The sequence below is a fragment of the Tabrizicola sp. TH137 genome (genome assembly GCF_002855575.1).
Taxonomy (GTDB): Bacteria; Pseudomonadota; Alphaproteobacteria; order Rhodobacterales; family Rhodobacteraceae; genus Paragemmobacter.
Genome location: NZ_PKRQ01000002.1, coordinates 739,846 through 752,889 on the forward strand (window position 1 = coordinate 739,846; position 13,044 = coordinate 752,889).

At 65.6% G+C, this 13,044-nt stretch carries 14 protein-coding genes; 8 read left to right on the forward strand and 6 right to left on the reverse strand.

Features of this window, described 5'->3' with window-relative positions:
• Positions 1-14: 14 nt before the first annotated feature.
• The 3 genes from C0V75_RS09030 to C0V75_RS09040 all read right to left on the reverse strand — a co-directional run bounded on the left by C0V75_RS09030 (position 15) and on the right by C0V75_RS09040 (position 3,189).
• Entirely contained in the window at positions 15-392 is a 378-nt protein-coding gene (locus C0V75_RS09030) for a cytochrome c-type biogenesis protein CcmH (protein ID WP_254216431.1), read from the reverse strand.
• 149 nt (positions 393-541) lie between these two features.
• Positions 542-2,515: a heme lyase CcmF/NrfE family subunit gene (locus C0V75_RS09035; RefSeq protein WP_101920541.1), complete on the reverse strand. Its 1,974-nt coding sequence runs from the start codon at positions 2,513-2,515 to the stop codon at positions 542-544.
• A gap of 242 nt (positions 2,516-2,757) precedes the next feature.
• The gene (locus C0V75_RS09040; protein ID WP_101920788.1) at positions 2,758-3,189 is read right to left on the reverse strand and encodes an Lrp/AsnC family transcriptional regulator; all 432 of its coding nucleotides are present in this window, start codon (positions 3,187-3,189) and stop codon (positions 2,758-2,760) included.
• Between the two features lie 108 nt (positions 3,190-3,297).
• Between C0V75_RS09040 and rocF the strand changes: the two genes are divergently transcribed.
• Positions 3,298-4,224 (forward strand): arginase, encoded by a 927-nt coding sequence (gene rocF, locus C0V75_RS09045; protein ID WP_101920542.1) that lies wholly within the window; start codon positions 3,298-3,300, stop codon positions 4,222-4,224.
• Positions 4,224-5,270, forward strand: a complete 1,047-nt coding sequence (locus tag C0V75_RS09050; RefSeq protein ID WP_101920543.1) for an ornithine cyclodeaminase — start codon at positions 4,224-4,226, stop codon at positions 5,268-5,270. Before rocF ends, C0V75_RS09050 begins: the two co-directional genes overlap by 1 nt.
• A 194-nt stretch (positions 5,271-5,464) precedes the next feature.
• Here the strand turns inward: C0V75_RS09050 and C0V75_RS09055 are convergent, their stop codons facing one another.
• Positions 5,465-5,746: an usg protein gene (locus C0V75_RS09055; RefSeq protein ID WP_101920544.1), complete on the reverse strand. Its 282-nt coding sequence runs from the start codon at positions 5,744-5,746 to the stop codon at positions 5,465-5,467.
• 194 nt (positions 5,747-5,940) lie between these two features.
• Here C0V75_RS09055 and gyrA point away from each other — a divergent pair, with 194 nt between their 5' ends.
• The 5 genes from gyrA to gluQRS all read left to right on the forward strand — a co-directional run bounded on the left by gyrA (position 5,941) and on the right by gluQRS (position 11,737).
• Entirely contained in the window at positions 5,941-8,664 is a 2,724-nt protein-coding gene (gene gyrA, locus C0V75_RS09060) for a DNA gyrase subunit A (protein WP_101920545.1), read from the forward strand.
• Between the two features lie 43 nt (positions 8,665-8,707).
• A complete protein-coding gene (locus tag C0V75_RS09065) occupies positions 8,708-8,950 on the forward strand; it encodes a hypothetical protein (protein ID WP_216821430.1) in 243 nt (80 codons plus the stop codon).
• A gap of 130 nt (positions 8,951-9,080) precedes the next feature.
• Positions 9,081-9,458, forward strand: a complete 378-nt coding sequence (locus C0V75_RS09070) for a DoxX family protein (RefSeq protein WP_158241810.1) — start codon at positions 9,081-9,083, stop codon at positions 9,456-9,458.
• A 78-nt stretch (positions 9,459-9,536) separates the two neighbouring features.
• Positions 9,537-10,904, forward strand: coding sequence for a methylenetetrahydrofolate--tRNA-(uracil(54)-C(5))-methyltransferase (FADH(2)-oxidizing) TrmFO (trmFO, locus tag C0V75_RS09075; protein ID WP_101920548.1), 1,368 nt, complete (start codon positions 9,537-9,539; stop codon positions 10,902-10,904).
• The gene (gluQRS, locus tag C0V75_RS09080) at positions 10,901-11,737 is read left to right on the forward strand and encodes a tRNA glutamyl-Q(34) synthetase GluQRS (RefSeq protein ID WP_101920549.1); all 837 of its coding nucleotides are present in this window, start codon (positions 10,901-10,903) and stop codon (positions 11,735-11,737) included. Before trmFO ends, gluQRS begins: the two co-directional genes overlap by 4 nt.
• A gap of 89 nt (positions 11,738-11,826) precedes the next feature.
• Here the strand turns inward: gluQRS and hisI are convergent, their stop codons facing one another.
• Positions 11,827-12,186, reverse strand: coding sequence for a phosphoribosyl-AMP cyclohydrolase (gene hisI / locus C0V75_RS09085; protein WP_101920550.1), 360 nt, complete (start codon positions 12,184-12,186; stop codon positions 11,827-11,829).
• A gap of 66 nt (positions 12,187-12,252) precedes the next feature.
• On the opposite strand from hisI, the gene C0V75_RS09090 reads away from it, so the two are divergent.
• On the forward strand, positions 12,253-12,705 hold the full coding sequence (locus tag C0V75_RS09090; RefSeq protein ID WP_101920551.1) for an iron-sulfur cluster assembly scaffold protein: 453 nt from the start codon (positions 12,253-12,255) through the stop codon (positions 12,703-12,705).
• Positions 12,706-12,855: 150 nt separating this feature from the next.
• Here C0V75_RS09090 and C0V75_RS23945 read toward each other — a convergent pair whose 3' ends face one another.
• Entirely contained in the window at positions 12,856-12,987 is a 132-nt protein-coding gene (locus C0V75_RS23945) for a hypothetical protein (RefSeq protein WP_256377159.1), read from the reverse strand.
• Positions 12,988-13,044 lie beyond the last annotated feature (57 nt).

The window sequence follows — 13,044 nt, forward strand, 5'->3', positions numbered from 1 at the left end:
AGCCCGACGGCGCGTCACTCTTTCAGGATTTCCGCCAGACGCGCGCGCTCGGCCTCGGTCAGTTCCTCGGCCCGCCCCTGCCCGCGCCGCCGGAAGGTCGCAAAGGCGATCCCCACCCCGGCCAGCAGCATTGCAGGCCCCGCCACCCAGAGCAGGATATTCACCCCCGTCGCCGGCGGGTTCAGCAGGACATATTCGCCATAGCGGTCCACAAGGAAGGCCACCGCCTCTTCATCCGTGTCGCCCGCCACCAGCCGCTCGCGCAGCAGGATGCGCAGGTCCTTGGCCAGTTGCGCATCGCTGTCGTCGATATTCTCGTTGCGGCAGACCAGACAGCGCAGCCCCTTCGACAGGTCCCGCGCCCGCTGTTCCAGCGCCGGATCGGCCAGCATCTCATCCGGCTGCACCGCCTGAACCGGCGCCGCCACCAAAAGCGCCAGGCCAAACAGGGCGGACTGTAGGGCGGGGCTTAGGCCGGGCCATAGGGCGGGCTTAAGCCCGCCACCCCAACGCATCCCCCAACCACCCTTCCGCGCCGCGCTCATTCCGCAGGCACCCCATCCGGCACCCGCCGCGCCCCGGCCGCCACGCGATAGCGCCGGTCCGTCAGGCTCAGCAGCCCACCCAGGGCCATCAGCAGACAGCCCGCCCACAGCCAGTTGGCAAAGGGCTCGATATAGGACCGCACCGCCCAGCCGCCATTCTCCTGCGGATCGCCGATCACCAGATAGACATCGCGCAGGAAGCCGTAATCAATCGCCGCCTCGGTCGTGGGCATCCCCGCCACCGGATAGATGCGCTTCTCGGGGAAGAGCCGCGCCACCTCCACGCCCTCGCGCGTCACCCGCATCTCCGCCATGGTCGAGATGTAATTCGGCCCCTCCACCTCGCGCACCTCGACCAGAGTCACCTCATAGGACCCGAGAGGATAGCTCCCACCCGGCTGCACGACGCGGATATCCTCCACCTTCCAGGCCAGCATGGCCGAGACGGCAAAGATCGTCACGCCGAGCCCGCCATGCGCCACCATCTTCCCCCAATCCGCCCGCGGCAACCGTCCCAGCCGGGCCAGCCGCCCCGCCAGCGCCGCGCCGCGCCCCGTCCGCGCCCAGAAATCCACCAGCGCCCCGCCCAGAACCCAGACGCCCAGCACCACGCCCACCGGACCCAGCGCCGTCCGCCCCGTCTGCATCGCCCAGGCCAGCGACCCAAGCGCCACCGACAAGATCAGAACCGGCCAGAGCGGCCGCAGCCCCCGCCCGACATGGCCGCGCTTCCAGGGCATCATCGCGCCCAAAGGCAGGATCGCCGCCAGCGCCACCACAAAGGGCGAGAAGGCCGCGTTGAAGAAGGGCTCCCCCACGCTCAGCTTGCGGTCAAAGACCATCTCCGCCACCAGCGGCCAGATCGTCCCGAAGAACACCACGAAGGCCGACACCGCCAAGAGGATATTGTTGGCCACCAGCGCGCTTTCCCGGCTCACCATGCCGAAGATGCCCTTCGCCTCCATCGCCCCCGCCCGCGCCGCGAACAAAGTCAGCGCCCCGCCCATGAAGACGCCCAGGATCAGCAGGATGAACACCCCGCGATCCGGGTCATTGGCAAAGGCATGGACCGAGGTGATCACCCCCGACCGCACGATGAAGGTCCCCACCAGCGAAAAGCCGAAGGCGAGGATGGCCAGCAGGATCGTCCAGGCCTTCAGGCTCTCCCGCTTCTCCACAACGATGGCCGAATGCAGCAGCGCCGCCGCGATCAGCCAGGGCATGAAGCTCGCATTCTCCACCGGGTCCCAGAACCAGAACCCGCCCCAGCCAAGCTCGTAATAGGCCCACCAGGACCCCAGCGCGATGCCGATGGTCAGAAACACCCATGCCGCCAGCGTCCAGGGCCGCACCCAGCGCCCCCAGGCCGCATCCACCCGCCCCTCGATCAGCGCGGCCACGGCAAAGGAAAAGCTCATCGAAAGCCCGACATAGCCGAGATAGAGGAAGGGCGGATGAAAGGCCAGGCCAGGGTCCTGCAACAGCGGGTTCAGATCCTGCCCATCCAAGGGCGGCACCGCCAGCCGCAGAAAGGGGTTCGACGTCAGCAGCATGAACAGCAGGAAGGCCACCCCGATCATCCCCTGCACCGCCAGCACCCGCGCCTTCAGTTGGGGCGGCAGGTTCTGCCCGAACCACACTGCACAGGCCCCGAACAGCGCCAGGATCAGCACCCAAAGGAGGAGCGACCCCTCATGGTTCCCCCAGACCCCGGAAATCTTGTAGATCATGGGCTTGAGCGTGTGCGAATTGCTCACGACCAGCGACAGCGAAAAGTCCGAGGTCACGAAGGCATAGGTCAGCGCCGCGAAGGAAAAGCCCACCAGCAGGAACTGCACCACCGCCGCCGGATCGCCCACCGCCATCCAGGCCGCATTGCGCCGCTGCGCCCCGATCAGGGGCACGGTCGATTGGATGATGGCCACCGCCAGCGCCAGGATCAGCGCGAAATGCCCAAGCTCCACGATCATCGCGGCCCCTCCCTTGTGTTCGCGCAGACCATAGGCGCAAACCCCGCCCGCTCCAATGGGGATGCGCCCGCGCGTCGCAGCCTCTGACGAAGGCTTGATCACCCCAAGGCCAACGGCCCCGTCACCTTGGCTCAAATACTCAACGACCCGCCCGGAAATCCCGCGCCCCCGCCCGCCCCTTCACCTTGGTCCAAATACTCAAATCCCCGGCCGCACCAGGCGCGCCGCCGGAAGCAAGGCCCCTACCGCCGCCCCGCCTTCCGCGTGGACAAAAGCAGGTTCGTCTCCGACACCGTCACCCCCTCCATCGCCCGGATGCGGTGGATCGTCTCGTCCAGCTCCAGCAGGGTCTGCGTCCCCAGTTCCACGATCACATCCCACCGCCCATTGGTCGAATGCACCGCCTGCACCTGCGGCAGGCCGCCCAGCCGCGCCATGATCTTCTCGCCCCCGCGCCCCTCGATCCCGATCATCATCAAGGCCCGCACCGGCGAAGAGGTCACATCCCCCCGCGTCAGCACGGTGAAACCCGCGATCTCGCCCTTGGCCGTCAACCGCTCCATCCGCGCCCGCACCGTCGCCCGGCTCAGCCCCAGCCGATCCGCCAGATCGGACAGCGCCGCCCGCCCATCCCGGCGCAACTCCGCCACCAGCCGCTGATCCACCTCATCCATCATGGTCAATCTTCCCGCCGTTCCGCACAATTCCCTGTCCAGATCGACCATAACAACGCTGGATTTTGCCGCAACCCGGAAAGACCTTCGCAGGGAAGGAGAACCCTCATGTCCAAGACCATCCTCATCGGCGCCCCCATCGACAGCGGCCAGCGCTATCCGGGCTGCCTCATGGGCCCCTCCGCCTATCGCGTGGCGGGGCTGGCGCAGGCGATCCGCGACCTCGGCCATGGCGTGGAAGACTGGGGCGATGTCGCCCTGCCCGATCTCAAGCCCCTCACCTGCCCCAACCCCGCCGTCCATTCCCTTGCCGAAACCGTCGGCTGGACCGAAACCCTCGCCGACCGCACCGATGACGCGCTTTCGCAGGGCGGGCTCCCCATCATCCTGGGCGGCGACCATTCCCTCGCCCTCGGCTCCGTCGCCGGGGCCGCCGCCTATGCCAGGCGGAACGCGCGCCCGCTCTTCCTCCTCTGGCTGGATGCGCATTCCGATTTCCACACGCCGCTCACCACCACCTCCGGCAATCTGCACGGCACGCCCGTCGCCTATGTCGCGGGCCGCGACGGATTTGACGCCTTCCCCCCCTTCCCGGCCCCGATCCCGCCGCAGAACATCTGCCTCTACGGCATCCGCTCGGTCGATCCGGCGGAACATGCCGCCCTCCTCACCCATGACATCGCCATAAATGACATGCGGGTGCTGGACGAGAACGGCATCGTCGCCCCCCTGCGCGCCTTCCTTGACCGGGTCCGCGCGGCGGGCGGGATGCTGCATGTCTCGCTCGACGTGGATTTCCTCGACCCTTCCATCGCCCCCGCCGTCGGCACCACCGTCCCCGGCGGCACGACGTTCCGCGAGGCGCATCTGGTGATGGAGCTTCTCCACGAATCCGCCCTCGTCACCTCGCTCGATCTCGTGGAACTGAACCCCTTCCTTGATGAACGCGGCCGCACTGCGCGGCTGATGGTCGATCTCGTGGCCTCCCTGATGGGCCGCAAGGTCTTTGACCGCCCCACCAGAGGCCATATGTGATGCTGACCCAACCGGAAAAACTGAACGTCGTCCCCTTCGTCTCCGTGGACCGGATGATGAAACTCGTCCACCGCATCGGCGTGGAACGGATGCTCACCGATCTGGCACAGGCCATCGAGGCCGATTTCCTCCGCTGGGGCCAGTTCGACAAGACGCCCCGCATCGCCTCCCATTCCGATGTGGGGGTGATCGAACTCATGCCCACCTCCGACGGGCAGACCTATGGCTTCAAATACGTCAACGGCCACCCCTCCAACATGAAGCGCGGCCTCCAGACCGTCACCGCCTTCGGCCTTCTGGCCGATGTCGAAACCGGCTACCCGGTGCTTCTGTCCGAAATGACCATCCTCACCGCCCTGCGCACGGCGGCGACCAGCGCGATGGCCGCCAAATGGCTCGCCCCCAAAGGCGCCACCACCATGGCCCTCATCGGCAATGGCGCGCAGGCGGAATTCCAGGCGCTGGCCTTCAAGGCCGTCTGCGGCCTGCGCGAGGTCAGGCTCTACGACATCGACCCTGCCGCCACCGCCAAATGCGCGAAGAACCTGGCAGGCTCCGGCCTCACCGTCACCCCCTGCCGGACGGCGGAAGAGGCGATCCTCGGCGCGCAGATCATCACCACCGTCACCGCCGACAAGACCAATGCCACGATCCTGACCGACAACATGGTCGGCGCGGGCGTCCATATCAACGGCGTCGGCGGCGATTGCCCCGGCAAGACGGAACTGCACCGCGACATCCTCACCCGCTCCTCCATCTTCGTCGAATACCCGCCCCAGACCCGCATCGAGGGCGAGATCCAGCAACTCCCCCCCGACCACCCGGTCACCGAATTGTGGGAGGTCATCGCAGGCCGCGCCGCAGGCCGGACCGACGCCGCGCAAGTCACACTCTTCGACAGCGTCGGCTTCGCGATCGAGGATTTCTCCGCCCTCACCTATATCCGCTCCAAACTGGCGGAAACCGGCCTTTACGAAGATCTCGACATGATCGCCGATCCCGACGACCCGCGCGACCTCTTCGGGATGCTCCTGCGCGCAGCCTGACCGAAGGCGCGACCCGCCCCTTCATCTTGGCCCAAATACTCAATTCGACAGATCCACCCCGCGCGCGGCAGGGCAAAGGCCGTAGGGCGGGGTTAACCCCGCCTTACCAGTTCACCACCGCACCGCGCGGCGCGTGCCCACAGTTTACTGCACAGAATGCGGCACAGCTTGCGGCACAGCCGTTGCAGCCCCTTTCAATGCAGCCGGAACTCCCCCACCACGTTCCGCCACTCGCCCGGGCTGATCAATTTCCGATGCGTGAACCGCACCGAATGCAGCGGCCCCTCGATCTTTTCCTGCCAGAACTCGATGAAGCGGAACAGTTCCGGGTAATCCGGCGCCAGATCATAGTGCTGCCACACGAAGGTATTGAGAACATTGCGATAATCCGGCATCCGGTAGAAGAATTCCGCCGTCGTCAGACCATAGCCCCGCAGCATCAACTCCGTCTCGCTGCGCCCGTCCAGTGTCGCCATGCGCGCCTCCTTGCTTGCCCCCCTGTGGAAAGGCTGCCTCGATTCGCGCTTTCTGGCAATGATTTCAATATGTTGTCACTCACCCGCCGCGGCTGCCAAAAGCGCCGCCCTTCGCGCATTGCACCCCATATGCGGGATGGTGTAAGGTCACGCACAACAAGATATAGGCCGCGCGCCGGAACTCAGAGGCTCACGTGAACGATACCCCGGAAACCCCTGAAAACCCTGACGATTCCGCCCCCAAGAACCCGTGGCACGGCCCCCAGGTCTCCATCGCGGACGAAATGAAGACCGCCTATCTCGACTACGCCATGAGCGTGATCGTAAGCCGCGCCATCCCCGATCTGCGCGACGGTCTGAAACCCGTCCACCGCCGCATCCTCTTCGCGATGCAGGAATCCGGCAACACCCATGACAAGGCCTATCGCAAATCCGCCCGCCCCGTGGGCGACACGATGGGGAAATACCACCCCCATGGTGACTCTGCGATCTACGATGCCCTCGTCCGCATGGCGCAGCCTTTCAGCATGTCGCTCAAACTCCTTGATGGACAAGGGAATTTCGGCTCCATGGACGGCGACGCCGCCGCCGCCATGCGCTATACCGAAGTGCGCATGGACAAGCCCGCCGCCTTCCTTCTGGCCGATATCGACAAGGAAACGGTGGAGTTTCAGGACAATTACGATGGCAAGGACCGCGAACCCACGGTCCTTCCCGCCCGCTTCCCCAACATGCTCGTCAACGGCGCGGGCGGCATCGCCGTCGGCATGGCCACCAATATCCCGCCCCACAACCTGGGCGAGGTGATCGACGGCACCCTTGCCCTGATCGAAAACCCCGACCTTTCGACCGAAGCGCTGATGGACATCATCCCCGCCCCCGATTTCCCCACGGGCGGCGTGATCCTGGGCCGCTCCGGCGCGCGCAAAGCTTACTTGGAAGGGCGCGGCAGCGTCATCATCCGCGCCAAGACGCGGGTGGAAGAAATCCGTAAGGATCGCTTCGCTATCATCCTGGACGAGATTCCCTATCAGGTGAACAAGGCGTCCATGATCGAAAAGATCGCCGAAATGGTCCGCGAGAAAAAGATCGAGGGCATCTCGGGCGTCGCCGACGAATCCGACCGCATCGGTGTGCGCGTGGTGATCGAGTTGAAACGCGACGCCACCCCCGATGTGGTGCTGAACCAGCTTTACCGTTTCACGCCGATGCAGACCTCCTTCGGCTGCAACATGCTGGCGCTGAACGGCGGCCGTCCCGAACAGCTCACCCTGCGCGATTTCCTCACGCATTTCATCACCTTCCGCGAAGAAGTTGTCGCCCGCCGCACGGCGTTCGAACTGCGCAAGGCGCGCGAGCGCAGCCATATCCTTTGCGGCCTCGCCGTCGCTGTCTCCAACGTGGACGAAGTCGTCCGCACCATCCGCGCCTCCGCCGATGCCGCCGAGGCGCGCGACAAGCTGATGACCCGCCGCTGGCCCGCCGCCGATATCGCCGCCTATATCCGGCTGATCGACGATCCCAGCCACACGATGAACGAGGACGGCACCTATAACCTGTCCGAAGCACAGGCCCGCGCCATCCTCGATCTGCGCCTGCAACGCCTCACCGCGCTTGGCGTGAAGGAAGTCACCGACGAGCTTGAAGAACTCGCCGCCAAGATCAAGGATTACCTCGATATCCTGTCGTCGCGCGACCGCATCATGTCCATCATCTCGGATGAATTGCGCGAGGTGAAATCCCTCTTCGCCGTCCCCCGGCGGACCGAGATTCAGGATTGGTCCGGCGATATGGAGGATGAAGACCTCATCGAACGCGAGGATATGGTCGTCACCATCACCTCCGGCGGGTATATCAAGCGCACACCCCTGGCGGAATTCCGGTCGCAGAACCGCGGCGGCAAGGGCCTCGCCTCCATGCAGACGAAAGAGGATGACGTCGTCACCACCCTCTTCGTGGCCAATACCCACACCCATCTTCTCTTCTTCACGACCGATGGCATGGTCTACAAGATGAAGACATGGCGCCTGCCGCTGGCGGGCCGCACCGCCAAGGGCAAGGCCATCGTCAACATCCTGCCCATCCAGAACGGCGTTTCCATCGCCGCCCTGATGCCGGTCGATGTGCCGGAAGAGGAATGGGAAAAGCTCCAGATCGTCTTCGCCACCTCCGATGGCGACGTCCGCCAGAACGACCTGTCGGATTTCACCAATGTCAAACGCAACGGCAAGATCGCGATGAACCTGCCCGAAGGCGTGTCGCTGGTGAACGCGGCGATTGCGGATGAAAACGATGACGTGATGCTCGTCACCGCAGGCGGCCGCGCCATCCGCTTCCCCACCACCGATATCCGCGTCTTCAAGTCGCGCGGATCGACGGGCGTGCGCGGCATCCGCCTGGCGGAAGGCGACAAAGTCGTGTCCATGGCCATCATCCGCCATTTCGAAGCGACGCCCGAAGAACGCGAAGCCTATCTGAAACAGCGCCGCCTCATGGCAGGTGCCGTGGAAGACGATGCCGAGGCTGATGAGGATGAAGAAAGCGTCACCGCAGCGGTCGGCCAGCTTTCGCCCGAACGCTATGCCGAAATGTCCGCCGCCGAAGACCTGATCCTGACGATCACCGCAGGCGGTTCGGGCAAGCTCTCCTCCTCGCACGGCTACCCTGTCCGGGGCCGGGGCGGCATGGGCGTCAAGGCCATGGATGGCGCGATGCGCGGCGGCAAGCTGGTGGCAAGCTTCCCGGTCGAGATGTCGGATCAGATCATGCTCGCCACCTCCACCGGCCAATCGATCCGCGTGCCGGTGGAACAGATCAGCTTCCGCTCCCGCTCTGCCGGGGGGGTGAAGGTCTTCAACGTCGGCGCGGATGAGGAAGTCGTCTCCGTCGCCCGCGTCGCCGAACAGGGCGATGAATGATCTTGCCGCAACGCTGGCCGACCTGGCCGCGCAAGGAAAAACCATGACTTACGGCGCGCTGGCCCGCGATCTGGGCTGGCGCGTCGCAGACCTGACGGCGGCGCTGGAACGCCTGATGGAGGAAGATGCCGCCGCAGGCCGCCCCCAGCGTGCCGCCCTTCTGGAAGGGCGCCTGTCGAACGGCCTGCCCGCCCCCGGCTTCTTCCTGAAACTGGCCGAGCTTGGCCTCACCCCGGCCGACCCTGCCGCCTTCGTCGCCGAAACCCGCGCAGCGTTGCAGCGCTGACTCACTTGCAGAAATGCACAGTGTCCTTGCGCCCAACGCAGTTTGGTGCATCCGAAACACATGTTACCGTTACCACATCCCGGCAGTTGCGCGCCGGGGCCACGTAAGAACAGGGACAGGACCCTTCATCATGCAAGCACTCAATACCTATGGCCCCCTCGTCGGCCGCGTCCTCATCGGCGTTCTCTTTCTCCTCGCCGGCCTCGGCAAGCTGGGCGATGTCGCCGGCTTCTCCGGCTACCTCGCCTCGGGCGGCCTGCCCGCCTTCCTCGCCTGGCCTGCGGTGATCTTCGAACTCGCCGTCGGCATCCTGCTCATCATCGGCTGGCAGACCCGCCTCGTGACGCTGGCCACCGCCGCCTTCTGCGTGGTGGCGGGCGTGCTCTACCACTTCGCCCCGGCCGACCAGATGCAGATGGCCATGTTCCTGAAGAACCTCGCCATCGCGGGCGGCCTGCTGATGTTCGCCATCCACGGCCCCGGCAAGCTCGCGCTCGACAAGGCCTGATCCTTTCCCCTCGCGCAAAGGGCCGGGGCGAAAGCCTCGGCCCTTTCCTATTCCCGCCAAAGCGCCTAAATCCGCCCCATGACAGAGACACTCCACATCATCGGCGGCGGCATGGCCGGGGCCGAGGCCGCCTGGCAGGCCGCCCGCATGGGCGTCCCCGTCGTGATCCATGAAATGCGCCCCAAGGTCGGCACCTTCGCCCACCGCACCGGCAGCCTGGCCGAGATGGTCTGTTCCAACTCCTTCCGCTCCGACGATGACGAACGCAATGCCGTGGGCCTCTTGCATTGGGAAATGGGCGCCGCCGACGGCATCATCATGCAAACCGCCCGCGCCCATCGCCTGCCCGCAGGCGGCGCGCTGGCCGTGGACCGCGACCCCTTCGCCGAAGCCGTCACCCGCGCCTTGCGCAACCATCCCCTCATCACCATCGAGGAAGGCGAGATCCGCGAACTTCCCACCTCCGGCCACTGGATCATCGCCACCGGCCCCCTCACCTCCACGGCCCTGGCCGAAAGCATCCGCGCCGTCACCGGCTCCGAACACCTTGCCTTCTTCGATGCCATCGCCCCCATCGTCTATGCCGAAAGCGTGGACATGTCCGTCGCCTGGATGCAGTCGCGCTATGACAAGGGCGAGACAGAGGAGGAACAGACCGCCTACATGAACTGCCCGATGGACAAGGCGCAGTACGACGCCTTCATCGACGCGCTGCTGGCGGCGGAGAAAACCGAGTTCCACGAAGGCGAAACTGCCGGTTACTTCGACGGCTGCCTTCCCATCGAAGTCATGGCCGAACGCGGCCGCGAAACCCTGCGCTTCGGCCCGATGAAGCCTGTGGGCCTCACCAACCCCCATCGCCCGGATGTCAAACCCTATGCCGTGGTGCAACTGCGCCGCGACAACAAGCTTGGCACGCTCTACAACATCGTGGGCTTCCAGACGAAGATGAAGTATGGCGCGCAAACCGCTGTCTTCAAAACCATTCCCGGCCTCGAAAACGCCTCCTTCGCGCGGCTTGGCGGCATCCACCGCAACACCTTCATCAACTCGCCCAGGCTGCTCGATGATCGGATGCGCCTGAAATCCCGCCCGAACCTGCGCTTTGCAGGCCAGGTCACGGGTGTCGAAGGCTATGTCGAATCCGCCGCCATGGGCCTTCTGGCAGGCCGCATGGCCGCCGCCCAGATCCTCGGCCGCGACCTGCCCCCGCCGCCGCCCGATACCGCCATGGGCGCCCTCATCACCCACATCACGGGTGGCGCGGATGCAAAGACCTTCCAACCCATGAACGTCAATTTCGGCCTCTTCCCCCCGATCGACGCCAAGGGCGGGCGCAAGGGCCGGAAAGACCGCTACAAGGCCTATACCGACCGCGCGAAGGACAGCTTCACCCGCTGGCTTGCAGGTCAGACCGCGCGGGAACACCACCCCGCCGCCGAATGATGTTCCGCACCCGCTTCGCGCCCTCGCCAACCGGCCCCTTGCATCTCGGCCACGCCTATTCCGCCCTCCTCGCCCATGACATGGCCCGCGCGGCGGGGGGCGCATTCCTCCTCCGGATGGAAGATACCGACCTCGACCGCTGCCGCCCGGAATGGGAAGCGCAGATCGTCGAAGATCTGGCCTGGCTCGGCCTCACCTGGGATGGCCCCATTCACCGCCAATCCGACAAGATCGCCGCCTACAATGCCCGCCTCGAACCGCTGGCGGCACGCGGCCTCCTCTACCCCTGCTCCTGCACCCGCGCCGATATCCGCGCCGCACTCTCCGCCCCGCAGGAAGGCGTGGCCTTCGCCGTCTATCCCGGCACCTGCCGCCACCGCCCGATGACGGACCGCCAGCCCGGCGATGCGCTGCGCCTGAACCTCGCCGCCGCGCTCGACGCCCTGCCCGAAGCACCCCGCTTCACCGAAACAGGCCCCGCCCATGCCGGCCCCCACCAGATCGACCGCACACAGGCCCTTGCGCAGATCGGCGACGTCGTCCTCTCCCGCAAGGGCGAGGATATCGTCGCCTATTTCCTCGCCTCCGCCTTCGACGATGCCGATCAGGGCATCACCCATGTCATCCGGGGCGAAGACCTCTTCGACTTCACCCCTGTTCAGGTGATCCTCCAGCGTCTCTTCGGCCTGCCCACCCCCACCTACCACCACCACAGGCTCATCCGCGACGATCAGGGCAAACGGCTGGCGAAACGCGACGATGCCCGCGCGATCTCGAAACACCGCGCCGAGGGGGCCACCCCGCAGGACATCCGCCGCATGGTCGGCCTCTGACCCTGCCGCTTCATCTGTTCTCAAATATCCTCAGGGGGTGAATTGGCGCGCATGCGCCAAGAGGGGGCGCGAGCGCCCCCTTCCTTCCCTCACAGCATCGGCTCCGAGATCACCACCTCGCCGCCATCCCGCACCGCCGTATAGAAACAGGACCGCCGGTTCGTATGGCAGGCCGGCCCCTCCTGCTCCACCAGCGCCAGCAACGCATCGCGGTCACAATCCACCCGCAACTCCACCAGCCGCTGCACATGCCCCGACGTCTCGCCCTTCACCCAGAAGGCCCCGCGCGACCGGCTCCAATAGGTCACCCGGCCCGTCGCCACCGTCCGCGCCACGGCCTCTGCCGTCATCCAGGCCATCATCAGCACCTCGCCCGTGGCATGGTCCTGCGCAATGCAGGGGATCAACCCGTTCGTGTCATACTTTAGGCTTGCAGGGTCAAAGGACATCGGTCCTCTCCTTGGCAGGGGCGTCAGACGCGTCTATCTAAAGAACACGCAGCCGGAGGGAAAGGCATGAGCGACAGCGATCTCGTCAAGCTCTATTCGGGCCGCATCCTCGAACTGGCGGCAGATATCCCGCATCTGGGCCGCCTCTCCGCGCCCGACGGCACGGCAAAGAAACGCTCGCCGCTCTGCGGGTCCACCGTCACCGTTGACCTCACGCTGGATGGCGACCGCATCGCCAGCTTTGGGCAGGATGTAAAGGCCTGCGCGCTGGGTCAGGCCTCCGCCTCCGTCACTGCCCGCGCCATCATCGGCCGGACGCGGGATCAGGTCGCGCAGGCCCGCGCCGAACTCGAAGCCATGCTGAAACGCGGCGGCCCCGTCCCCGCCGCCCCTTTCGACGGGCTGGAGGTTCTCCTCCCCGCCCGCGACTATGCCAACCGCCACGCCTCCATCCTACTGTCGCTCGACGCGACCCTCGCCGCGATGGATGAGGCGCTGACGGCCCGCGCGGCGGGCTGACCGTCAACCCTGCCTTAACCCGCCCATGAAAAAACCGCCGCACGTCCTGCGACGGCGGCGGTCAGTGGCGTTTCGTTCTTCGGACAGGCAGGGCCGCCATCCGGGTGCCGCTTGGGGACAGGCACAAGGAACAAAAGCGCAGGCAGAACCTCAGGCAGAAAGAATGTGCAGTGACAGCACCAGCATGGAGAAGAGCGCAACGACACCCACCAGATCCTCGACAGCCGTCGCACGCGAGCGGGAAAGAATATCCTTCATTTCGGTCAGCATCGTCACCTTCATTGGCTTCGTTGCTGATTTGTTCTCATGTTCCCGCGATTCTGTAAAGAACTTTTTAAG

Excerpts from the sequence above, each read along its gene's own strand:
- C0V75_RS09090 (WP_101920551.1), top strand. The coding sequence starts at position 12,253 with ATGAGCGACAGCGATCTCGTCAAGCTCTATTCGGGCCGCATCCTCGAA.
- trmFO (WP_101920548.1), top strand. The coding sequence starts at position 9,537 with ATGACAGAGACACTCCACATCATCGGCGGCGGCATGGCCGGGGCCGAG.
- C0V75_RS09065 (WP_216821430.1), top strand. The coding sequence starts at position 8,708 with ATGACTTACGGCGCGCTGGCCCGCGATCTGGGCTGGCGCGTCGCAGAC.
- rocF (WP_101920542.1), top strand. The coding sequence starts at position 3,298 with ATGTCCAAGACCATCCTCATCGGCGCCCCCATCGACAGCGGCCAGCGC.
- hisI (WP_101920550.1), bottom strand. The coding sequence starts at position 12,186 with ATGTCCTTTGACCCTGCAAGCCTAAAGTATGACACGAACGGGTTGATC.
- C0V75_RS09030 (WP_254216431.1), bottom strand. The coding sequence starts at position 392 with ATGCTGGCCGATCCGGCGCTGGAACAGCGGGCGCGGGACCTGTCGAAG.
- C0V75_RS23945 (WP_256377159.1), bottom strand. The coding sequence starts at position 12,987 with ATGAAGGTGACGATGCTGACCGAAATGAAGGATATTCTTTCCCGCTCG.
- gluQRS (WP_101920549.1), top strand. The coding sequence starts at position 10,901 with ATGATGTTCCGCACCCGCTTCGCGCCCTCGCCAACCGGCCCCTTGCAT.
- C0V75_RS09070 (WP_158241810.1), top strand. The coding sequence starts at position 9,081 with ATGCAAGCACTCAATACCTATGGCCCCCTCGTCGGCCGCGTCCTCATC.
- C0V75_RS09055 (WP_101920544.1), bottom strand. The coding sequence starts at position 5,746 with ATGGCGACACTGGACGGGCGCAGCGAGACGGAGTTGATGCTGCGGGGC.
- C0V75_RS09035 (WP_101920541.1), bottom strand. The coding sequence starts at position 2,515 with ATGATCGTGGAGCTTGGGCATTTCGCGCTGATCCTGGCGCTGGCGGTG.
- C0V75_RS09050 (WP_101920543.1), top strand. The coding sequence starts at position 4,224 with ATGCTGACCCAACCGGAAAAACTGAACGTCGTCCCCTTCGTCTCCGTG.
- C0V75_RS09040 (WP_101920788.1), bottom strand. The coding sequence starts at position 3,189 with ATGGATGAGGTGGATCAGCGGCTGGTGGCGGAGTTGCGCCGGGATGGG.